A 20157-nucleotide genomic window follows, 5' to 3' on the forward strand; every position below is an offset into this window, starting at 1 on the left:
CGCTCATCCAGCAGATACCCCGAACGAGGCCCGCACATGAGCTTCACCGACTCGATCCGCACCTGCTTCCGCAAATACGTCACCTTCTCGGGCCGCGCCTCGCGCCCGGAATACTGGTGGTTCGTGCTGTTCCTGTTCATCGGCCAGATCGTGGCCGGGATCCTCGACGCCATGATCTTCGGCACGGGCGAGGTCGTCGTGACCGACACCTCCGTCTCGGCCAGCAGCGACGGCCCGATCGGCGGGCTGTTCTCGCTCGCCACGCTCCTGCCCGCGCTGGCGGCGGCATGGCGGCGGATGCACGACACGGGCCGGTCCGGGCTCTACGTGCTGTATCCGCTGATCGCGATGGTGGGCATCGCGTCCTTCATCGGCATGGTCGGCGGCTTCGACCTGATCGTCGGCGGCGACATATCGGGGCTTTTCACCGGCATCGTCGGCGTGATCCTGATCCTTGCCCTGATCGTGCTCGCCCTGTCGCCCCTGATCGTCCTGTTCTGGCTGACACGACCGACACAGCCTGAAACCAACCAGTGGGGTCCGCCCCCGCGCGCGCAGATGACAGAGGGAACGGTGTGATGAGACTTCATGCGACACGACGTCTTGCGGCCGGGCTTGTCCCCGCATTGATGGCCATCATGGCGCTGGCCCTGCCCGCCGCGGCGCTGGACATGGGCCAGCTCAAGGGCGAGGTCTTCGGACAGGGCAACCGCAACCTGGTGGTCGTCCTGCACGGCGACAGCGGTCCGGGCGAAGGACGCATGTCGGATTTCGCCAAGTCCGTCGCGGCGCAGGCCCCCGGCAGCACGGTCGTCGCGCTGACGCGTCCCGGCTTCAGCGGTCGCACCGGCCGCAGCCCCGGCGAAAACTCGTCCAAGGACCACTACACAAAGCGCAACAACCAGCTTCTGGCGCAGTCGATCTCGGCCATGCGGCAGTCGCTCAAGCCGGGCCGCACCATCGTCGTCGGCCATTCCGGCGGCGCGGCGCAGACTGCGATCGTCAACGGCCTGTATCCCGGCCTGATCGACGTTGCGGTCCTCGTCGGCTGCCCCTGCAACGTCCCCGCGTGGCGCGTCAGCCGGAAAGGCAGCAACAACTGGACGCAGAGCCAGTCGCCGCATGACGTGGTCGGCGGACTGCGCAAGGGCACGACCGTGATCCTGCTGACCAATCGCGGCGACAGCAACACCCTGCCCCGCTTCGCCGAAGAATACGCCGCGCTGGCCAAACGGGCCGGTGCGCGCGTCACCCTGCAAATTCCCTCGGGCGGCGGCCACGGCTTCCGTACCTACCAGGACCGGACACTGGGCCTGGTGAAACAGGTCCTCAAGTGACCGAAACCGCCGAACGACTCATCCCCAAGGTGCTCTCATGACCGACCAAAGCTCAAACGACGTCTTCCACGCCTCCAGCTTCATGCAGGGGCACAACGCGGAATACCTCGAACAGCTCTACGCCCGCTACGCCAACGATCCCGCGTCGGTGGACGAAAGCTGGGCCGCGTTCTTCAAGAGCCTCGGCGACGACGACCGCAGCGTGAAGGCCGAGGCGCAGGGCGCATCCTGGACCCGCGCCGACTGGCCGCCGACCCCGAACGACGACCTGACCGCCGCGCTGGACGGCATGTGGCCGCAACCCGCCGAGGCGAAGGGCGCGGGCGAGAAAATCCGCGCCAAGGCCGCCGAAAAGGGGATCGAGGTCACGGACGAGGCGATCAAGCGCGCCGTGCTCGACTCCGTCCGTGCGCTGATGATCATCCGGGCCTACCGGATCCGCGGCCACCTTGCCGCCGACCTCGACCCGCTGGGGATGCGGGACGAAAGCGCGCATCCGGAGCTTGACCCGAAATCCTACGGCTTCTCCGAGGCCGACATGGACCGGCCGATCTTCCTCGACAAGGTCCTCGGCCTCGACGTCGCGCCGATGCGGCAGATCATCGAGATCGTGAAGCGGACCTACTGCGGCACCTTCGCGCTGCAGTACATGCACATCTCGAACCCCGAGGAAGCCGGCTGGCTGAAGGAACGGATCGAGGGCTTCGACAAGGAGATCAAGTTCACCAAGGAAGGCCGCCGCGCCATCCTGAACAAGCTGGTCGAAGCCGAGGGCTACGAGAAGTTCCTGCACGTCAAGTACATGGGCACCAAGCGCTTCGGCCTCGACGGCGGCGAGGCGCTGATCCCCGCGATGGAGCAGATCATCAAGCGCGGCGGCAACCTCGGCGCGAAGGAGGTCGTGATCGGCATGCCGCACCGCGGCCGCCTGAACGTGCTCGCCAACGTGATGAACAAGCCCTACCGCGCGATCTTCAACGAATTCCAGGGCGGCAGCTTCAAGCCCGAGGATGTCGACGGGTCGGGCGACGTGAAATACCACCTCGGCGCGTCGTCGGACCGTGAATTCGACGGCAACACCGTGCACCTGTCGCTGACCGCCAACCCCTCGCACCTCGAGGCGGTGAACCCCGTCGTCCTCGGCAAGGCGCGCGCGAAACAGGCGCAGCTGAACGACCATAACCGCACCGCCGTCATCCCCGTGCTGCTGCACGGCGACGCGGCCTTTGCCGGTCAGGGAGTCGTGGCCGAGTGCTTCGGCCTCTCGGGCCTCGTCGGGCACCGCACCGGCGGCACGATCCATATCGTCGTAAACAACCAGATCGGCTTTACCACCGCGCCGCACTTCTCGCGTTCGTCGCCCTACCCGACGGACATCGCCCTGATGGTCGAGGCGCCGATCTTCCACGTGAACGGCGACGATCCGGAGGCCGTGGTGCACGCCGCCAAGGTCGCGACCGAGTTCCGCCAGAAGTTCCACAAGGACGTGGTCATCGACATCTTCTGCTACCGCCGCTTCGGTCACAACGAAGGCGACGAGCCGATGTTCACCAACCCGGTGATGTACAAGAAAATCAAGGGCCACAAGACGACGCTCAGCCTCTACACCGATCGTCTGGTCAAGGACGGCCTGATCCCCGAGGGCGAGATCGAGGACATGAAGGCCGCGTTCCAGTCCCACCTGAACGAGGAGTTCGAGGCCGGCAAGGATTACAAGCCGAACAAGGCCGACTGGCTGGACGGCAAATGGTCGGGTCTCGAGCGCGAGCAGGAGGATTACCAGCGCGGCGAAACCGCCATCGCCGAGGAGACGTTCAAGGAGATCGGCAAGGCGCTGTCGTCCGCGCCCGACGGCTTCCCCCTGCACCGGACGGTCGAACGCCTGCTGGAAACCAAGAAGCAGATGTTCGAAACCGGCGAAGGCTTCGACTGGGCCACGGGCGAGGCGCTGGCCTTCGGCTCGCTGCTCACCGAAGGCTATCCGGTCCGTCTGGCCGGTCAGGATTCCACCCGCGGTACGTTCAGCCAGCGGCATTCGGGCCTGATCAACCAGGAAACCGAGGAACGCTATTACCCGCTGAACAACATCCGCAACGGGCAGGCGCATTACGAGGTCATCGACTCGATGCTCTCGGAATACGCGGTGCTGGGCTTCGAATACGGCTACTCGCTGGCCGAACCGAACGCCCTGACCCTGTGGGAAGCGCAGTTCGGCGACTTCGCCAACGGCGCGCAGATCATGTTCGACCAGTTCATCAGCTCGGGCGAGTCCAAATGGCTGCGGATGTCCGGCCTCGTCTGCCTGCTGCCGCATGGCTACGAAGGCCAGGGTCCGGAACACTCCTCGGCCCGTCTGGAACGGTTCCTGCAGATGTGCGGTCAGGACAACTGGATCGTCGCGAACTGCACGACTCCGGCGAACTACTTCCACATCCTGCGCCGCCAGCTGCACCGCAGCTTCCGCAAGCCGCTGATCCTGATGACGCCGAAATCGCTGCTGCGGCACAAGCTCGCGATTTCCAAGGCGGCGGACTTCACCACCGGCTCCAGCTTCCACCGCGTGCTCTGGGACGACGCCCAGTATGGCAACTCGGACACCAAGCTGGTCGCGGACGACAAGATCAAGCGCGTCGTCATGTGCTCGGGCAAGGTCTATTACGACCTGCTCGAGGAGCGTGACGCCCGCGGGATCGACGACATCTACCTCCTGCGGATCGAGCAGTTCTATCCTTTCCCGGCCATCTCGCTGGTCAAGGAACTGGAGCGCTTCCCGAACGCGGACATGGTGTGGTGCCAGGAAGAGCCCAAGAACCAGGGCGCCTGGAGCTTCATCGAACCGAACATCGAATGGGTGCTCGGCCGCATCAAGGCCAAGCACACGCGTCCCCAATACGCCGGCCGCGTCGCAACCGCGTCGCCCGCCACCGGCCTGGGGTCGCAACACAAGGCACAGCAAGCGGCGCTCGTGGACGAAGCGCTGACCATCGAAGGGAAATAAGGCATGAGCACCGAAATCCGCGTCCCCACCCTGGGCGAAAGCGTCACCGAGGCGACCGTCGCCACATGGTTCAAGAAGCCCGGCGACGCCGTCGCCGTGGACGAGATGCTGTGCGAACTCGAAACCGACAAGGTCACGGTCGAGGTCCCCTCGCCCGCCGCGGGCGTGCTGGGTGACATCGTCGCCAAGGAAGGCGAGACGGTGGGCGTGAACGCCCTGCTCGGCTCCATCTCCGAGGAAGGCAACGCCGGGCCGGAAGAGACCAAGCCGCGCGGCGAACCCGAGGCGAAACCGGCGGAGGCCAAGCCGGCCGCCGGCGGCGGCGCGGGCGGCAAGGAGGTCAAGGTCATGGTCCCCACGCTGGGTGAATCCGTGACCGAGGCGACCGTCGCGACCTGGTTCAAGAAGGAAGGCGACAGCGTCGAGGCCGATGAGATGCTGTGCGAGCTGGAAACCGACAAGGTCTCGGTCGAGGTTCCGGCCCCCGCCGCGGGCGTGCTGACCAAGATCCTCGCCGCCGAAGGCACCACCGTCGAAGCGGGCGGCCAGCTGGCCGTCATGGGCGGCTCGGGCGCAGGCGCGGCCAAGGCCGATGCGGGCACGAAAGAGCCCGAAGAGGCCCCCGCCGCCAAGGGCGGCAAGGATGTCGAGGACGCCCCCGCCGCGAAAAAGGCGATGGCCGAGGCCAACATCTCGCGCGATCAGGTCACCGGCACCGGCCGTGACGGGCGCATCATGAAAGAGGACGTGCAGAAGGCCATCGCGGCCGCGTCCTCCGCCTCCTCGTCCTCGGCGCCCGCACCGGCTGCACAGGCCCGCGCCCCGTCGCCGGCCGCCGATGCCGACCGCGAGGAACGGGTCAAGATGACCCGCCTGCGCCAGACCATCGCCCGCCGCCTCAAGGACGCGCAGAACACCGCCGCCATGCTGACCACCTACAACGAGGTGGACATGACCGAGGTGATGGCGATCCGGAACACCTACAAGGACGAGTTCGAGAAGAAGCACGGCGTCCGCATGGGCTTCATGTCCTTCTTCACCAAGGCCTGCTGCCACGCCCTGAAAGAGGTGCCCGAGGTCAACGCCGAGATCGACGGCACCGACGTGGTCTACAAGAACTTCGTCCACATGGGCATCGCCGCCGGGACCCCGCAGGGCCTCGTCGTGCCGGTGATCCGCGACGTCGACACCATGTCCTTCGCCGAGATCGAAAAAGCGATCGCCGAGAAGGGCCGCCGCGCCCGCGACGGCAAGCTCTCGATGGGCGAGATGCAGGGCGGGACCTTCACGATCTCGAACGGCGGCGTCTACGGTTCGCTGATGTCCTCGCCGATCCTGAACCCCCCGCAGTCGGGCATCCTCGGCATGCACAAGATCCAGGACCGGCCGATGGTCGTGAACGGCGAGATCAAGATCCGTCCGATGATGTACCTCGCCCTCAGCTACGACCACCGGATCGTTGACGGCAAGGGCGCCGTGACCTTCCTCGTCCGCGTGAAAGAGGCGCTCGAGGATCCGCGCCGGCTGCTGATGGACCTGTGACGGAGGCCGGGGTCTGACCCCGCCTTGCGCCGGGACACCGTGGCCGGGACAATCGGGGCGGGCTGACCCCCGCCCTGCAAAGGGCCGCAGCGCAGGTCGGGGAACGGCCCGCCATGCGCAAGGCCGCACCCGTAGGGCGGGGGTTTCCCCGCCCGCCCCACCCGAGCCCCGGAAAGGAGCCATACCGTGACCTCCCTCACCTCCGTCCTCGCCCTCTACGGCCTCGTCGTCCTGATCACGATCCTCGTGCAGGTCCTCGCCGCCTCGCAGAAGCTCGAACTGACCCAGCTCGTCGGCAACCGCGAAACCCTGCCGTCGCTCGGCGGCGCGGCGGGGCGGCTCGACCGGGCGCAGATGAACTCCGTTGTCGCCATGGCCCTTTTCGCCCCGCCCGTCCTGATCCTCGCCCAGCAGGGCGTGACCGGCGGCGCGGCGCTTATCGCGGCCTACATCTTCCTGCTCGCCCGCATCGCCTATGTCATCGTCTACGCGCTCGGCATCCCGTGGGTCCGCACGATTGTCTGGCTCGTGGGTTTCGCAATGACCTTCTGGCTCTATCTTCTGGCGCTCTGACACCCGGAAGCGAAAGGCCCGACCCGATGTCCCTGCAACTCCTCTGCCGTCTCGACACCACCGACCCCGCCGCCCTGCGCGCCGCCCTTTCGGACGACGCCGAGGACCAGCGCAACGCGGGTCTCAGCCTGCTCCAGCTCTGGACCGAGGACGGGGCCAACACCCTGTGGTGCCTGTTCGAGGCCAACGACCGCGCCAAGGCCGAAGCCTGGCTGCAACGCGCCGCCGCCGACACCCATGGCCGCCGCGCCGGGGTCACCGGGTCACAGGCGCATTTCCTGAGGACGGCCTGAGGCATGACCCCCGAACTCGCCGCCCTCGCCGCCACGGCCCTGATCCATGCGGTCGTGATGTTCCTTGCGCAGAAGCACCTGACGCAGGATGTCGGCCCCGAGGGCAATGCCTCGCCCCGCGACAACCTGCCCCCGCTCTCCACCTCGACGGAGCGGCTGCGCAGGGCGCTGAACAACCACACCGAAAACATCGGTCTGTTCATTTCCGCCGTGGTCATCGTCCAGCTGACCGGCCAGAACTCGTGGTTCACCGCCACCTGCGCATGGGTCTACGTGGCCGCCCGCGCGGTCTATGTCCCCGCCTATCTCTACGGCTGGGCCCCGTGGCGGTCGCTGATCTTCACCGTGGGCTTCGTCGCGACCTTCGCGATGATCGCCGCCGCCTTCTTCTGAGGACGCCACGACCCGATGACCCCCGAACTGACCGTCCTCGCCCTCGCCGCCCTGCTGCAGATCGCCCAGATCGCCCTCTACTCGGTTCTGGGCCAGCGGCAGGTCGGCCGCCGTGCGGCCCTGAGGCCGCGGGACGAACCAGTCCTGCTGACCGGGATGGCCGGCCGGGCCTACCGCGCGATGAACAACCATTTCGAAGGGCTGATCCTCTTCGGGATCGCGGTCATGGTCGTGACCTATGCGGACAAGGCGGATACGATCACCGCGATCTATGCGCTGATCTACCTGATCGCCCGCATCCTCTACGTCCCCGCCTACCTTTTCGGCTGGGTGCCCTGGCGCTCGCTGATCTGGAGCGCGGGGCTTCTCGCAACCGCCGCGATGCTGATCGCGGCCCTGACCTGAACCTTGCCAACCGGTGTCCGGACTGTTCCCGAGATACCGACGCACCATCGATGTGATACCGACGCGAAACCGACGCCGGAAAACAGGACAAAGGAGACTTCCATGGCATCCTACGACGTGATCGTCATCGGCGCGGGACCGGGCGGCTACGTGGCCGCGATCCGCTGCGCCCAGCTGGGACTGAAAACCGCCTGTGTCGAAGGGCGCGAGACCCTCGGCGGCACCTGCCTGAACGTGGGCTGCATCCCTTCCAAGGCGCTGCTGCACGCCACCCACCAGCTGCACGAGGCCGAGCACAACTTTGCCACCATGGGTCTCAAGGGCAAGTCGCCCTCGGTCGACTGGAAACAGATGCAGGCCTACAAGCAGGACGTGGTCGACCAGAACACCAAGGGCATCGAATTCCTGTTCAAGAAGAACAAGATCGACTGGCTCAAGGGCTGGGGCTCGATCCCCGAGACCGGCAAGGTCAAGGTCGGTGACGAGGTGCACGAGGCCAAGTCGATCATCGTGGCCACCGGCTCCGTTCCCTCCTCGCTGCCCGGCATCGAGATCGACGAAAAGACCGTCGTGACCTCCACCGGCGCGCTGTCGCTGGCCAAGACGCCCAAGAAGATGGTCGTCATCGGCGCGGGCGTCATCGGGCTGGAAATGGGCTCCGTCTATGCCCGCCTCGGGGCCGAGGTGACGGTTGTCGAATTCCTCGACCACATCACCCCCGGCATGGACCCCGAGGTGCAGCGCACGCTGCAGCGCATCCTCAAGAAGCAGGGGATGGAGTTCATCATGGGCGCGGCCGTTCAGGGCGTCGAGACCAAGGGCGGCAAGGCGACCGTCACCTACAAACTGCGCAAGGACGACAGCGAAGCGACCGTGGATACCGACGTGGTCCTCGTCGCCACCGGCCGCAAGGCCTACACCGATGGCCTGGGGCTGGCCGATCTGGGCGTCGAGATGACCGACCGCGGGCAGGTCAAGACCGACAGCCACTGGGCGACCAACGTCAAGGGCATCTATGCCATCGGCGACGCCATCACCGGCCCGATGCTGGCCCACAAGGCCGAGGACGAGGGCATGGCGGTGGCCGAGGTCATCGCGGGCAAGCATGGCCACGTGAACTACGGCGTGATCCCCGGCGTGATCTACACCCACCCCGAGGTCTCGTCGGTGGGCGAAACCGAGGACACGCTCAAGAAGGCGGGCCGCGCCTACAAGGTCGGCAAGTTCTCCTTCATGGGGAACGCGCGGGCCAAGGCGATCTTCGCCGCCGAGGGCTTCGTCAAGATCCTCGCCGACAAGGAAACCGACCGCATCCTCGGTGCGCATATCATAGGCCCGGCGGCGGGCGACCTGATCCACGAGATCTGCGTCGCGATGGAGTTCGGCGCCTCGGCGCAGGACCTCGCGCTGACCTGCCACGCGCATCCGACCTACTCCGAGGCCGTGCGCGAAGCCGCGCTCGCCTGCGGCGACGGCCCGATCCACGCGTAAACCGTTGGACGAAAACACGAACGGCCCCGCACTCCGGGGCCGTTTTCATTTACGCGCCCAAAGCGAGACGCGCGCGTCAGGGCGCGGCGAGCGGCCCGCCTCAGCGCAGCCGCGCCACCACGTAGTCCGCCAGGTCCGACATGAGCCCCTTCACCGGATGCTCCGGCACCACCTCCAACGCAGCGCGCGCCCGCGCCGCCCAGTCGAAGGCCGTGTCGCGGGTCGAGGCCAGCGTGCCGTGCCGGTCGAACAGCTCCAGCGCCCGCTCGAGGTCGCCGTCCTCCTGCCGCCCCTTGCCGATCGTCCGGTCCCAGAACGCCCGCTCGTCCGCATCGGCGGCGGCGATGGCCCGGATCACCGGCAGCGTCATCTTCCGCTCACGGAAATCGTCGCCCACGTTCTTGCCCGTCGCCCCGCTGTCGCCCTGGTAATCCAGCAGATCGTCCGCCATCTGGAACGCGATCCCGAGCGCGTCGCCATAGTCGCGCAGCCCGTCCACCACGCGCTCGTCCGCCCCCGCGATCACCGACCCGGACTCGGTCGCGGCCGAAAACAGGGCCGCCGTCTTGCCCCGCACGATCTGCAGATAGGTGTCCTCGGTCGTCCGCAGATCCTGCGCCGCCGTCAGCTGCAGCACTTCGCCCTCGGCGATCGTCGCGGCGGCATTCGACAGGATGTCGAGCACCCGGAGCGACCCGGTCTCGACCATCAACTGGAACGCCCGCGCGAACAGGTAGTCGCCCACCAGAACCGAAGACTTGTTGTCCCAGAGCAGGTTGGCCGTAGGCCGCCCGCGCCGCTGGTTGCTCTCGTCGACCACGTCGTCGTGCAGCAGCGTCGCGGTGTGGATGAACTCCACCGTCGCGGCCAGGCTCACGTGATGCGGCCCGCCGTAGCCGCACAGCCGCGCCGCGGCCAGCACCAGCATCGGCCGCAGCCGCTTGCCGCCGGCCTCGACCAGATGTGCGGTCACCTCCGGAATGCGCGGCGCGTGACGCGAGGCCATGCGCTGACGGATCAGCCCGTTGACAGCCGACAGGTCGTCGGACAGCAGCGCCGCGAGCGCCTCGTGCGGTTTGGTGGCAATCTGGTCCACGCGTCATCCCCTTCCGCCGGAGCAGCGCCCTCGACAACCGGGCGGGCCTGCCATTAAGTCCCCGACATGAAACAGATCCTGCGCAGCACCGATCCGACCGTCATCGCATTCGCCCGCGCCCTGCTTCAGGGCGAGGGTATAGACTGCTTCGAAATGGACGTAAACATGAGCGTCCTCGAAGGATCCATCGGGATTTTCCCCCGTCGCCTGATGGTGATCGACGCCGATTACGAGGACGCGCTGGAAACCCTGCGCGACAACGGGTTAGAGACGGATGGATGACGCCGATCTGACCCACGACGCCTTTCTCGGCGGGCGGCTGCGCCTCTGGCAGCCGCGCCGGGGCTACCGCGCCGGGGTCGATCCCGTCTTTCTCGCCGCCGCCACGCCCGCCCGTCCCGGTCAGAGCCTGCTGGACCTCGGCTGCGGCACCGGCGCCGCCGCCCTCTGCGCCGGGACCCGCGTGCCCGGCCTGATCCTCGCCGGGCTGGAACGTCAGCCGGACTACGCCACGCTGGCCGCCCGCAACGCCGCCGAGAACGGGATCGCCATGGACGTCGTCACCGGGGACCTCACGGAGATGCCCGCCGCGCTCCGGCAGCGCCAGTTCGACCACGTCATCGCGAACCCGCCCTATTTCGACCGCAGCGCCTCACTGTCCGCGGCGGACACGGGCCGCGAGGCCGCCCTTGGCGAGGACACACCTCTCGCGCTCTGGGTTCAGGCCGCCGCCCGCCGCTGCGCCCCCGGCGGGACCGTCACCTTCATCCACCGCGTCGAACGTCTGCCCGACCTGCTGACCGCCTTCGCCGCGCATCTCGGTTCGCTCGAACTCAAACCGCTGATCCCCCGCACAGGCCGCGAATCGCAGCTCTTCCTGCTGCGCGGGCGCAAGGGCGGGCGCGCGCGCTTCCGTCTGCATCACGGGCTGATCGTTCACCGGGGCGCCGTGCACGAGGGCGACCGCGCGGACTACACCGAGACCGCCGGGGCGATTCTCCGCTCCGCGGCAGAGTTCGACTTCAGCTTCTCCTCGTAATCGGCTGTTAAGTGCCGCTCTTTCATACTGCGCAGGTGCAGCGTGACAGAAATATGAAAGTGTGGTCCACTTTCTTCATAGCCACATCAGAGAGGAGAGAATGATGAGCTTGGGTTCGCATATCGAAGAACTGAAGAAGAAACACCAAATCCTCTCGGCCGCCGTGGATCAGGCACAGCGGTCGCCCGGAACCTCCGACCAGGAAATCCGGCAGATGAAGAAAGAAAAGCTGCGGATCAAGGAACAGATCTCCCGCCTCAGCTGATCTCAGGACCGACCCGGCGTGCAAGGCTGGCCCGTGCGGCCAGCGCCGCGCCGCCCGTAATCAAAAGTGCAGCCGCCGCCAGGCGCAGGCTTGGCGGGGCTATCCCCGCTGCAACCAGCAGCAGAGTAGACAGCAGCGGCGCGGCATAGCTCGCCACGCCGAGAAGCTGGATGTCGCCCTTTTTCACTCCGTGGTCCCACACGTAAAAGGCGAGCCCTACGGGTCCGAGGCCCAGCCCCAGAACCGAGCCCCAGCCAAGCGCCGTCGATGGCCAGACGGTGTTCTCGAACGCCAGATGCAGCGGTAGCGACAAGACAGCGGTCCCGATGCAGAAGATCACAACCGTCTCGGTCGGCACGGCCCCGAGCCGCCGCGACAGGACCGAATAGCCCGACCACGTCAGCGCACAGCACAGTGCCAGCGCGTAGCCCGGCAGCGCCGCACTGTCGAACCCGGCCCCCCGCGCGACGATCAACGCGGCCCCGGCAAAGCCCAGAAGCGCGCCAAGCACATGCCCGGCGCGCAGCCGCTCGCCCGGCAGGAGGGCCGAGAACAGAACGATCAGCAGCGGCCAGAGATAGGCGATCAGCCCCGCCTCGGCCGGGGGCGCCAGCCTCAGGGCGGCGAAGTAGAGCGCGTGATAGCCGAACAGCCCCGCCGTGCCGAAGGCATAGACCCGCCACGACACGCCCCTGAGCCGCGCCGCGCCGCCTGTTCCGGCCAGCCAGATCACCCCGAGCGCCCCGCCGATTGCAAAGCACATCGCGTTCAGCTGGAGCGGCGGCACCGGCACGCTGCCGACCGTGAACAGCGCCAGCAGCGCCCACATCAGAATGGCGAGGCCCCCGATCAGGGTGGCGCGGTGTTTCGGATCCATGGCGGCCGGGATGCGCCACCCCGCGCGGGCTGTCAATCGCCCGGAAAAGCGAAAGGGCCGGCCCTCCTCCCTGGCCAGCCCTTTCCACGGCAGTCGCTTCGATCAGACGAGGTGCTGGGCACCGTTTGCCGTAATCGTGGAGCCGTTGATGAAGCCCGCGTCGTCCGCGGCAAGGAAGACCACGCAGCGCGCGATCTCTTCGGGTTCGCCGAGGCGCCCGGTCGGGATCTGGCCAATTATCGCCTCGCGCACCTTCTCGGGCACAGCCATGACCATGTCGGTCGCGATGTAGCCGGGGCAGATCGCGTTCGCGGTGATCCCGGCGCGCGCGCCTTCCTGTGCGAGACTCTTGATGATCCCCAGATCGCCCGCCTTGGTCGCGGCATAGTTGACCTGGCCGAACTGGCCCTTCTGGCCGTTGATCGACGAGATCACGATGATCCGCCCGAACTTGCGCTCGCGCATGCCCGGCCAGACCGGGTGCACCGTGTTGAAGACGCCCGTCAGGTTGGTGTCGATCACCTGATGCCACTGTTCCGGGGTCATCTTGTGGAACGGCGCGTCACGGGTGATGCCCGCGTTGGCGACGATCACGTCGATCGGGCCGACCTCGGCCTCGACCTTCTCGAGCCCGGCCTTGGACTCGTCGTAATCCGCGACGTTCCACTTGTAGGTCTTGATGCCGGTTTCCTCGGTGAACTTGGCGGCGGCTTCGTCGTTGCCCGCATAGGTCGCGGCGACGTTATAGCCCGCATCCTTGAGCGCCTTGGAAATCGCCGCGCCGATCCCGCGCGAGCCGCCGGTCACGAGTGCCGTTCTGGCCATGAATCTCTCCTCCTCCGTAGGAATTCTTGGTAACTCTGTTACCCGTCAGATAGATGATACGCAACAATGTTGCGCGATGAAATTTGCAGCTTTCCCGTCGCGGATAGGCATATCTGGCACAAATCTTTGGCAGGACATGAAAAAAGGCGCCCTGAGGCGCCTTTCTCCGGTGGCGATCCGCTTACGGACGCTCGACGCACATGGCGACGCCCATGCCACCGCCGATGCAGAGCGTGGCGAGGCCTTTCTTGGCATCGCGGCGCTTCATCTCGAACAGCAGGGTGTTGAGGATTCGCGCGCCCGAGGCACCGATCGGGTGGCCGATGGCGATGGCGCCGCCGTTCACGTTCACGATCGACGGATCCCAGCCCATGTCCTTGTTAACGGCACAGGCCTGCGCGGCGAAGGCTTCGTTGGCTTCCACGAGGTCGAGATCCTCGGGCTTCCAGCCGGCCTTTTCCAGCGCCTTGCGGGAGGCGTAGATCGGGCCGACGCCCATGATCGACGGGTCGAGGCCGACGGTCGCATAGGACACGATCCGCGCGAGCGGTTCGATGCCGCGCTTTTCCGCGTTCTCGGCGGACATCAGCAGGACACCCGCCGCGCCGTCGTTGATGCCCGAGGCGTTGGCCGCGGTGACCGAGCCGTCCTTGGTGAAGGCCGGGCGCAGCTTGTCCATCGCGTCCTTGGTCGCGCCGTGACGGATGTATTCGTCCTTGTCGACCGTGACCTCGCCCTTGCGGGTCTTGATCACGAAGGGCACGACCTCGTCATCGAACTTGCCGGCCTTTTGGGCCGCTTCGGCCTTGTTCTGGCTGGCGACGGCGAATTCGTCCTGCTGGTCGCGGCTGATCTGCCACTTTTCGGCAACGTTTTCAGCCGTCTGGCCCATGTGGTAGCCGTTGAAGGCGTCCCACAGACCGTCGCGGATCATCGAGTCGATGTACTTGACGTCGCCCATCTTGTGACCGGCGCGCAGATGCGCGACGTGGGGGCTGAGGCTCATGTTCTCCTGCCCGCCGGCGGCGACGACATCGGCATCGCCCAGCATGATGTGCTGTGCACCGAGCGCCACGGCCCGGAGGCCCGAGCCGCAGACCTGGTTGATGCCCCAGGCGGCGGAGCCGATCGGCAGACCGGCGTTGACATGCGCCTGACGTGCGGGGTTCTGGCCCTGACCGGCGGTCAGCACCTGCCCCAGAATGGTTTCGGAAACGTCAGCCTTGTCGATGCCTGCGCGCGCCACCAGCGCCTCGAGCACGGCGGTGCCCAGGTCATGTGCGGGTGTGTTTGCGAAGGAACCGGAAAAAGAGCCGACAGCGGTCCGGGCCGCGGATGCAATTACGACATTCGTCATGGATCATCCTCCATATAATGACGCAGGAAATTCTCGCCCCACGCCTCCATGTCTCGCTGCATATATGAATTGACGTGGCGTCACAATGAGTCGCAACCGCTCCTGACGCCGCGGCAGAACGCCGCCGTCAGGCCGACCGGCTGTCCGCCGCTTCCTCCCACGGGGGATGGATCGTTGGCGCGGCGTAGTAATAGCCCTGCAGGCAGTCGATGCCGTTCGTGATCAGCCATGCCGCATCCTCTGCCCGTTCCACCGCCTCGGCCACGGTGAACATGTCGAACTGTTCGGCGATCATGCTGAGCGCGCGGGTCAGCACCTGGTTGTCGGGGTTCTGCGCAATGCCGCGGATGAACTGGCCGTCGATCTTGATCAGGTCGAACTGGAAATCCCGCAGGTAGCGGAACGAGGTGAAGCCAGCCCCGAAATCGTCGAGCGCAAAGCTGATCCCCTGCCGCGCCAGCCGCGACATGAAGTTTGTCACCAGTTCCGGCACCCTCATGGCCGAGCTTTCCGTGATTTCCAGGATCAGCCGTTCCGCCACGGTCGGATCATGCATCAGCCCGCGCTTCAGCGTCCGCATCCAGTCCGGGTAGCCGATGGACCGGGCCGACATGTTGATCGACAGGCGAACGTCAGGCTGTTCCGCCAGAACCTGCAGCCCGATGGCCAGCGCCTGAACATCGAGGTCGCGCCCGGTCTCCGTCTCCTCGATCGCGGCGATGAAGTCGCGTGCCGGGATGATCCGCCCGCCGGGATCATAGACCCGCGCCAGCCCCTCATAGAATGCGACCCTGTCGGTCCGCCCCGCCTGCATGACCGGCTGGTAAGCCAGCGCCAGCTGGCCATGCGCCACCGTCTCCCGGACAGACAGCAGCACATCGGCCCCGCGCCACGACAGGGCAGCCGACAGGGGATTCGCTTCGTCCTCGGGGACATCCGAGAGGCCCGGACCGTGCCGCCCGCCGCCATTCCCGGTTCCAGATCGCCTTGCCATTGCTCTCTCCGCCGCTTCCCGCCACAATGGGGGTGAAACATGAACAGATCGCTAAAGCCCGCAGGCCGAAAATGACAAACCGCTGTCCATGGGCGGGTCCAGACCCGATCTATCTGGCCTATCACGACACCGAATGGGGCGTGCCGGAACACGATGGTCGCGCGCTCTGGGAAAAGCTGGTGCTGGACGGCTTTCAGGCGGGCCTCGCGTGGATCACCATCCTGCGCAAACGCGACAATTTCCGCGCGGCCTTCGAAGGCTTCGACCCGCATCGTATCGCCGAATGGGGTGAACCCGAGGTCACGCGCCTGCTGGCCGATCCCGGCATCATCCGCCATCGCGGCAAGATCGAGGCGACGATCCGCAACGCCCGCGCCTGGCAGGAAATCGAAGCGCGCCAGGGCTTTGCCAATTTTCTGTGGAATTACGTCGACGGCCAGCCGCTGCAGCCGCGCTACGCCACTCAGGCCGAGGTGCCACCGGAAACCCCGCTTTCCGCGCAGGTTTCGAAGGACCTCAAGAAAGCCGGCTTCCGCTTCTGCGGCCCCACGATCGTCTACGCCTTCATGGAAGCCTGCGGCCTCGTCAACGACCACCTGACGGGCTGCCACTGCCACGAGCGTATCGCGGCCATGCCGGGCCCGCGAACGGGCCAGCAGACCAGGTCCCCTGCTTCTTCTGGTTAAAAATACCTTCGGGGGGAGTCGCGGGCAAAGCCCGCGGCGGGGGTCACCGACTCCGCGAAAGCTGCGCTTTCACTCTGTCGGCAACGCGGATGCTGAGCATCCGCTGGGAAAGCCCCCCCCTCTAACCTCGCCGACTAGCCAGACACCCCGATCAGCGCGCCGACCATCGCCCGCGCCTCGTCCGAATGCCAGTCCGCGGGTCCGACCAGCCGCGCCAGTTCCCGGCCCTCGCGGTCCAGCACCAGCGTCACCGGCAGCCCCAGCACCCCGGCTGCCCGCGCGAAGGCCGAGCGGGGATCCCGATGCTTGGGCAGGTTGGTCACGCCGATCTCGTCCAGGAACTTGTCCATGGCTGGCGGCGCATTCGGGCCGGTGGCGACGGTAACAACCTCGAACTCATCGCCCCCGAACTCTGCCTGCAGGGCCGACAGCGTCTCCATCTCTTCCCGGCACGGCGCGCACCAGACGGCCCAGAAGTTCAGCACCACCACCTTGCCGCGATAGGCCGCCATCGTCGTCTGCCCGCCAGCCCCCTCGAAGGCCACGTCGGGCATCGCCTGCGGCTCCGAATGCACGGCCAGCTTGTTCAGCGCGGTGCCCTTGGCACCTTCGATCGCGTCCTGCATCGGCCCGGCGAGGGCGGCGTTTGCACCGAGGATCAAGCCCGTATAAAGGAGCGCTGACCTGAGAATTTTCATGTGACCTCCGAAAGGTGCCCGATGAGCGATCAGACCTCGAACCGGATGTGGGGCGGCCGTTTCGCCGCCGGGCCGGACGCGATCATGGAGGCGATCAACGCCTCGATCGGGTTCGACCGACGGCTGGCCGCGCAGGACATCGCCGGGTCAAGGGCCCATGCCGCGATGCTGGCGGCGCAGGGCATCATCAGCGATAGCGATGCCGAGGCGATCCGGGAAGGCCTGCTCACCATCTTGTCAGAGATCGAGGCCGGGACTTTCCAGTTCTCGACCGCGCTGGAAGACATCCACATGAACGTGGAGGCGCGGCTGAAGGAGATCATCGGCGATCCCGCCGGGCGGCTGCACACCGGGCGCAGCCGGAACGACCAGGTGGCGACCGATTTCCGCCTCTGGGTGCGCGACCAGATCGACGCCGCGACCGGCGGGCTGCGGGCGCTGATCGCCGCGCTGCTGGCGCAGGCCGAGGCCGGGGCGGACTGGGTCATGCCCGGTTTCACGCACCTGCAGACCGCGCAGCCGGTGACTTGGGGTCACCACATGCTGGCTTATGTCGAGATGTTCAGCCGCGACCTGTCGCGCTTCACCGACGCCCGCGCGCGGATGAACGAAAGCCCCCTCGGCGCGGCCGCCCTGGCCGGCACCTCGTTCCCGATCGACCGGGAGAAGACCGCGAAGGCGCTCGGCTTCGACCGGCCGATGGCCAACTCGCTGGACGCCGTCAGCGACCGCGACTTCGCGCTGGAGTTTCTCTCCTGCGCCTCGATCTGCGCGATGCACCTGTCGCGCTTTGCCGAGGAGCTGGTGATCTGGTCCTCGGCCCAGTTCCGTTTCGTCACGCTCAGCGACCGCTTCTCCACCGGCTCGTCGATCATGCCGCAGAAGAAGAACCCCGACGCCGCCGAACTGATCCGCGCCAAGGTGGGCCGGATCTTCGGGGCGAACGTGGCGCTGATGATGGTGATGAAGGGCCTTCCGCTGGCCTATTCCAAGGACATGCAGGAGGACAAGGAACAGGTCTTCGACGCCGCTGACAGCCTGATGCTGGCGCTGGCCGCGATGGAGGGCATGGTCCGCGACATGAACGCCAACCGCGACAACCTGCGCGCGGCGGCCTCGGCCGGTTTCTCGACCGCCACCGACCTCGCCGACTGGCTGGTCCGCTCGCTCGGCCTGCCCTTCCGCGAGGCGCATCATGTCACCGGCGCGCTGGTGGCGCTGGCCGAGAGGAAGGGCTGCGACCTGCCGGACCTCACGCTGAAGGAGCTTCAGTCGGGCCACGCGGACATCACGCAGGAGGTCTACTCGGTCCTCGGGGTCGACAATTCGGTTGCCAGCCGCATGTCCTATGGCGGAACCTCGGGCACGCGGGTGCGCGAACAGGTCGCCCGCTGGAAGGAGTCGCTGGAATGAAAACCATGACCGCCCTCATCACCTTCGCCCTGCTGGCCGCCTGTGGCATCGACGGAGAGCCCGTGCCGCCCTCGCGCAACCAGCCGGCCCCGGCACAGGACGGCGTGACCTTCTCGGGCTACGCCACCGTCGGCATCACGAAGAGCTGGTGATGTCGCCGCTCAGGATGGTCTACCTCGCGCTCGCGATCTGGGGCGCGGTGCATCCGATGTACTACTTCCTGACGTGGTTCGCCCAGCACGGCGTCAGCCTGTCCGGCATGGTCGAGGCATGGCACGCCAATGCCGCGTCCTCGGGGCTGGTCTGGGACCTGACCATCGCCGCCGTCACGCTGACGGTCTGGATCATCGCCGAAACGCTGGTCCGCCGGAACTGGTCGGCGCTGATCGCGATCCCCGCGACCTTCCTGATCGGGGTGAGCTGCGGCCTGCCGCTCTACCTTTTTCTGCGGACCCGGCCGGTCTGACCCGCCGCTCACCGCGCCCTGACGCGCGCGTCTCGCGAGGTCGGCGCGCAAGGGCCGGACGAGCGGCCCTTTTGCCGTCCCGCGACCTCTGCTAATGGAACCGCGCGGCGGACCAAGGACAGCAGGCACATGGACCATTTCCTCTACAAGAACGGCATCCTCCACGCCGAGGACGTCCCGCTGCCCGAGATCGCGGCCGCCGTCGGCACGCCGTTCTACGTCTATTCGACCGCCACCCTGACCCGTCACTTCCGCCTCTTCGACGAGGCGCTGGAGGGGATGCCCCACCTCGTTTGCTACGCGATGAAGGCCGCCTCGAACCAGGCGATCCTGAAGACGCTGGCCGAGCTCGGCGCGGGCATGGATGTCGTGTCGGGCGGCGAATACGCGCGGGCCGTCGCGGCGGGCGTGCCGGGGGATCGAATCGTGTTCTCAGGCGTCGGCAAGACCCGAGAGGAGATGCGCGCGGCCCTGACCGGCGGCATCCGCCAGTTCAACGTGGAGTCGGAGCCCGAAATGCGGGCACTGAGCGAGGTCGCCGTCTCGCTCGGCGTCAAAGCGCCGATCACCATCCGGGTGAACCCCGACGTCGACGCCGAGACCCACGCCAAGATCGCCACCGGCAAATCCGAGAACAAGTTCGGCATCCCGATCAGCCGCGCCCGCGCGGTCTATGCCGAGGCCGCCGCCCTGCCCGGTATCGATGTCGTGGGCATCGACGTCCACATCGGCTCGCAGCTGACCAAGCTCGCCCCCTATCGCAACGCCTTCCTCAAGGTCGCCGAACTGACCGACGCGCTGCGCGCCGACGGCCATGACATCCGGCGTCTGGACCTCGGCGGCGGGCTGGGCATCCCCTACACGCGCGACAACGAGGCGCCGCCGCTGCCGATCGAATACGGCAACCTGATCAAGGAGATACTGGGCGACAAGGGCTGCGAGATCGAGATCGAGCCGGGCCGTCTGGTGGTGGGCAACGCGGGCCTGCTGGTCAGCGAGGTGATCTATGTGAAGGAGGGCGAGGACCGCCGCTTCCTGATCCTCGACGCCGCGATGAACGACCTGATCCGGCCCGCGATGTACGACGCGCACCACGATATCGAGCCGGTCGTCGAACCCGCGCCGGGCACGGAGCGGATCGCCTATGACATCGTGGGCCCGGTCTGCGAAAGCGGCGACACCTTCGCCAAGGGCCGCCACATGACGCCGCTGTCGGACGGCGATCTGGTCGCCTTCCGGTCCGCGGGTGCCTACGGCGCGGTGATGTCGAGCGAGTACAATTCCCGTCCGCTGATCCCCGAAGTGCTGGTGAAGGGCGATCAATTCGCTGTCATCCGCGAGAGGCCAAGCTTTGACGAGATGATAAAGCGCGATACCATTCCTCAATGGTTGTGACCTAGACGCTTCGG

General features: G+C 66.8%; 23 protein-coding genes. 17 read left to right on the forward strand and 6 right to left on the reverse strand.

Annotated features, from left to right (window positions below):
* Window positions 1–36 precede the first annotated feature (36 nt).
* From ATO6_RS00080 to lpdA, 9 genes are all read left to right on the forward strand, one after another.
* Entirely contained in the window at window positions 37–579 is a 543-nt protein-coding gene (locus ATO6_RS00080; RefSeq protein ID WP_088621926.1) for a DUF805 domain-containing protein, read from the forward strand.
* Window positions 579–1337: a S9 family peptidase gene (locus ATO6_RS00085; RefSeq protein ID WP_088621927.1), complete on the forward strand. Its 759-nt coding sequence runs from the start codon at window positions 579–581 to the stop codon at window positions 1335–1337. Before ATO6_RS00080 ends, ATO6_RS00085 begins: the two co-directional genes overlap by 1 nt.
* Window positions 1338–1374: 37 nt before the next feature.
* Window positions 1375–4335: a 2-oxoglutarate dehydrogenase E1 component gene (locus ATO6_RS00090; RefSeq protein ID WP_088621928.1), complete on the forward strand. Its 2961-nt coding sequence runs from the start codon at window positions 1375–1377 to the stop codon at window positions 4333–4335.
* A gap of 3 nt (window positions 4336–4338) precedes the next feature.
* Complete coding sequence (gene odhB, locus ATO6_RS00095; protein ID WP_088621929.1) at window positions 4339–5877, forward strand: 2-oxoglutarate dehydrogenase complex dihydrolipoyllysine-residue succinyltransferase; 1539 nt, start codon at window positions 4339–4341, stop codon at window positions 5875–5877.
* 186 nt (window positions 5878–6063) lie between these two features.
* Window positions 6064–6450 (forward strand): MAPEG family protein, encoded by a 387-nt coding sequence (locus tag ATO6_RS00100; RefSeq protein WP_088621930.1) that lies wholly within the window; start codon window positions 6064–6066, stop codon window positions 6448–6450.
* 26 nt (window positions 6451–6476) lie between these two features.
* Window positions 6477–6743: a DUF3303 family protein gene (locus ATO6_RS00105; RefSeq protein WP_088621931.1), complete on the forward strand. Its 267-nt coding sequence runs from the start codon at window positions 6477–6479 to the stop codon at window positions 6741–6743.
* 3 nt (window positions 6744–6746) lie between these two features.
* Entirely contained in the window at window positions 6747–7136 is a 390-nt protein-coding gene (locus ATO6_RS00110; RefSeq protein WP_088621932.1) for an MAPEG family protein, read from the forward strand.
* Between the two features lie 15 nt (window positions 7137–7151).
* Entirely contained in the window at window positions 7152–7541 is a 390-nt protein-coding gene (locus ATO6_RS00115) for an MAPEG family protein (protein WP_088621933.1), read from the forward strand.
* 102 nt (window positions 7542–7643) lie between these two features.
* Window positions 7644–9032, forward strand: a complete 1389-nt coding sequence (gene lpdA, locus ATO6_RS00120) for a dihydrolipoyl dehydrogenase (protein ID WP_088621934.1) — start codon at window positions 7644–7646, stop codon at window positions 9030–9032.
* A gap of 100 nt (window positions 9033–9132) precedes the next feature.
* Here lpdA and ATO6_RS00125 read toward each other — a convergent pair whose 3' ends face one another.
* Window positions 9133–10128 carry a polyprenyl synthetase family protein gene (locus ATO6_RS00125; protein WP_254919032.1) on the reverse strand — a complete coding sequence of 332 codons (996 nt, stop codon included), beginning with the start codon at window positions 10126–10128 and terminating at the stop codon, window positions 9133–9135.
* A gap of 66 nt (window positions 10129–10194) precedes the next feature.
* On the opposite strand from ATO6_RS00125, the gene ATO6_RS00130 reads away from it, so the two are divergent.
* The 3 genes from ATO6_RS00130 to ATO6_RS00140 all read left to right on the forward strand — a co-directional run bounded on the left by ATO6_RS00130 (window position 10195) and on the right by ATO6_RS00140 (window position 11432).
* Window positions 10195–10410 carry a DUF2007 domain-containing protein gene (locus ATO6_RS00130; RefSeq protein ID WP_088621935.1) on the forward strand — a complete coding sequence of 72 codons (216 nt, stop codon included), beginning with the start codon at window positions 10195–10197 and terminating at the stop codon, window positions 10408–10410.
* Window positions 10403–11167, forward strand: a complete 765-nt coding sequence (locus tag ATO6_RS00135; RefSeq protein ID WP_088621936.1) for a tRNA1(Val) (adenine(37)-N6)-methyltransferase — start codon at window positions 10403–10405, stop codon at window positions 11165–11167. Before ATO6_RS00130 ends, ATO6_RS00135 begins: the two co-directional genes overlap by 8 nt.
* Before the next feature lie 103 nt (window positions 11168–11270).
* Window positions 11271–11432, forward strand: coding sequence for a YdcH family protein (locus tag ATO6_RS00140; RefSeq protein WP_088621937.1), 162 nt, complete (start codon window positions 11271–11273; stop codon window positions 11430–11432).
* Here the strand turns inward: ATO6_RS00140 and ATO6_RS00145 are convergent.
* The 4 genes from ATO6_RS00145 to ATO6_RS00160 all read right to left on the reverse strand — a co-directional run bounded on the left by ATO6_RS00145 (window position 11425) and on the right by ATO6_RS00160 (window position 15485).
* Window positions 11425–12309, reverse strand: a complete 885-nt coding sequence (locus ATO6_RS00145; protein WP_088621938.1) for a DMT family transporter — start codon at window positions 12307–12309, stop codon at window positions 11425–11427. The genes ATO6_RS00140 and ATO6_RS00145 overlap by 8 nt on opposite strands.
* Before the next feature lie 102 nt (window positions 12310–12411).
* Window positions 12412–13134 (reverse strand): acetoacetyl-CoA reductase, encoded by a 723-nt coding sequence (gene phbB, locus ATO6_RS00150; protein WP_088621939.1) that lies wholly within the window; start codon window positions 13132–13134, stop codon window positions 12412–12414.
* A 181-nt stretch (window positions 13135–13315) separates the two neighbouring features.
* Complete coding sequence (locus ATO6_RS00155) at window positions 13316–14491, reverse strand: acetyl-CoA C-acetyltransferase (RefSeq protein ID WP_088621940.1); 1176 nt, start codon at window positions 14489–14491, stop codon at window positions 13316–13318.
* A gap of 127 nt (window positions 14492–14618) precedes the next feature.
* A complete protein-coding gene (locus ATO6_RS00160; protein WP_088621941.1) occupies window positions 14619–15485 on the reverse strand; it encodes an EAL domain-containing protein in 867 nt (288 codons plus the stop codon).
* 71 nt (window positions 15486–15556) lie between these two features.
* Here ATO6_RS00160 and ATO6_RS00165 point away from each other — a divergent pair, with 71 nt between their 5' ends.
* The gene (locus ATO6_RS00165) at window positions 15557–16171 is read left to right on the forward strand and encodes a DNA-3-methyladenine glycosylase I (RefSeq protein WP_088621942.1); all 615 of its coding nucleotides are present in this window, start codon (window positions 15557–15559) and stop codon (window positions 16169–16171) included.
* Window positions 16172–16305: 134 nt separating this feature from the next.
* On the opposite strand, the gene ATO6_RS00170 is transcribed toward ATO6_RS00165, so the two are convergent.
* On the reverse strand, window positions 16306–16869 hold the full coding sequence (locus tag ATO6_RS00170; protein ID WP_088621943.1) for a TlpA disulfide reductase family protein: 564 nt from the start codon (window positions 16867–16869) through the stop codon (window positions 16306–16308).
* Between the two features lie 21 nt (window positions 16870–16890).
* On the opposite strand from ATO6_RS00170, the gene argH reads away from it, so the two are divergent.
* The 4 genes from argH to lysA all read left to right on the forward strand — a co-directional run bounded on the left by argH (window position 16891) and on the right by lysA (window position 20143).
* Window positions 16891–18282, forward strand: a complete 1392-nt coding sequence (argH, locus tag ATO6_RS00175; RefSeq protein ID WP_088621944.1) for an argininosuccinate lyase — start codon at window positions 16891–16893, stop codon at window positions 18280–18282.
* Window positions 18279–18434 (forward strand): argininosuccinate lyase, encoded by a 156-nt coding sequence (locus ATO6_RS00180; protein WP_088621945.1) that lies wholly within the window; start codon window positions 18279–18281, stop codon window positions 18432–18434. Before argH ends, ATO6_RS00180 begins: the two co-directional genes overlap by 4 nt.
* On the forward strand, window positions 18434–18748 hold the full coding sequence (locus ATO6_RS00185) for a DUF2834 domain-containing protein (RefSeq protein WP_088621946.1): 315 nt from the start codon (window positions 18434–18436) through the stop codon (window positions 18746–18748). Before ATO6_RS00180 ends, ATO6_RS00185 begins: the two co-directional genes overlap by 1 nt.
* A gap of 129 nt (window positions 18749–18877) precedes the next feature.
* Window positions 18878–20143, forward strand: a complete 1266-nt coding sequence (lysA, locus tag ATO6_RS00190) for a diaminopimelate decarboxylase (protein ID WP_088621947.1) — start codon at window positions 18878–18880, stop codon at window positions 20141–20143.
* Window positions 20144–20157: the final 14 nt, after the last annotated feature.

Source organism: Oceanicola sp. 22II-s10i (assembly GCF_002210105.1).
Classification (GTDB): Bacteria; Pseudomonadota; Alphaproteobacteria; order Rhodobacterales; family Rhodobacteraceae; genus Pseudooceanicola.

Coding starts and splice junctions, on each gene's coding strand:
- ATO6_RS00080 (WP_088621926.1), top strand. CDS start 37: ATGAGCTTCACCGACTCGATCCGCACCTGCTTCCGCAAATACGTCACC.
- ATO6_RS00085 (WP_088621927.1), top strand. CDS start 579: ATGAGACTTCATGCGACACGACGTCTTGCGGCCGGGCTTGTCCCCGCA.
- ATO6_RS00090 (WP_088621928.1), top strand. CDS start 1,375: ATGACCGACCAAAGCTCAAACGACGTCTTCCACGCCTCCAGCTTCATG.
- odhB (WP_088621929.1), top strand. CDS start 4,339: ATGAGCACCGAAATCCGCGTCCCCACCCTGGGCGAAAGCGTCACCGAG.
- ATO6_RS00105 (WP_088621931.1), top strand. CDS start 6,477: ATGTCCCTGCAACTCCTCTGCCGTCTCGACACCACCGACCCCGCCGCC.
- ATO6_RS00110 (WP_088621932.1), top strand. CDS start 6,747: ATGACCCCCGAACTCGCCGCCCTCGCCGCCACGGCCCTGATCCATGCG.
- ATO6_RS00115 (WP_088621933.1), top strand. CDS start 7,152: ATGACCCCCGAACTGACCGTCCTCGCCCTCGCCGCCCTGCTGCAGATC.
- lpdA (WP_088621934.1), top strand. CDS start 7,644: ATGGCATCCTACGACGTGATCGTCATCGGCGCGGGACCGGGCGGCTAC.
- ATO6_RS00130 (WP_088621935.1), top strand. CDS start 10,195: ATGAAACAGATCCTGCGCAGCACCGATCCGACCGTCATCGCATTCGCC.
- ATO6_RS00135 (WP_088621936.1), top strand. CDS start 10,403: ATGGATGACGCCGATCTGACCCACGACGCCTTTCTCGGCGGGCGGCTG.
- ATO6_RS00140 (WP_088621937.1), top strand. CDS start 11,271: ATGAGCTTGGGTTCGCATATCGAAGAACTGAAGAAGAAACACCAAATC.
- ATO6_RS00145 (WP_088621938.1), bottom strand. CDS start 12,309: ATGGATCCGAAACACCGCGCCACCCTGATCGGGGGCCTCGCCATTCTG.
- phbB (WP_088621939.1), bottom strand. CDS start 13,134: ATGGCCAGAACGGCACTCGTGACCGGCGGCTCGCGCGGGATCGGCGCG.
- ATO6_RS00155 (WP_088621940.1), bottom strand. CDS start 14,491: ATGACGAATGTCGTAATTGCATCCGCGGCCCGGACCGCTGTCGGCTCT.
- ATO6_RS00160 (WP_088621941.1), bottom strand. CDS start 15,485: ATGGCAAGGCGATCTGGAACCGGGAATGGCGGCGGGCGGCACGGTCCG.
- ATO6_RS00165 (WP_088621942.1), top strand. CDS start 15,557: ATGACAAACCGCTGTCCATGGGCGGGTCCAGACCCGATCTATCTGGCC.
- ATO6_RS00170 (WP_088621943.1), bottom strand. CDS start 16,869: ATGAAAATTCTCAGGTCAGCGCTCCTTTATACGGGCTTGATCCTCGGT.
- argH (WP_088621944.1), top strand. CDS start 16,891: ATGAGCGATCAGACCTCGAACCGGATGTGGGGCGGCCGTTTCGCCGCC.
- ATO6_RS00180 (WP_088621945.1), top strand. CDS start 18,279: ATGAAAACCATGACCGCCCTCATCACCTTCGCCCTGCTGGCCGCCTGT.
- ATO6_RS00185 (WP_088621946.1), top strand. CDS start 18,434: ATGTCGCCGCTCAGGATGGTCTACCTCGCGCTCGCGATCTGGGGCGCG.
- lysA (WP_088621947.1), top strand. CDS start 18,878: ATGGACCATTTCCTCTACAAGAACGGCATCCTCCACGCCGAGGACGTC.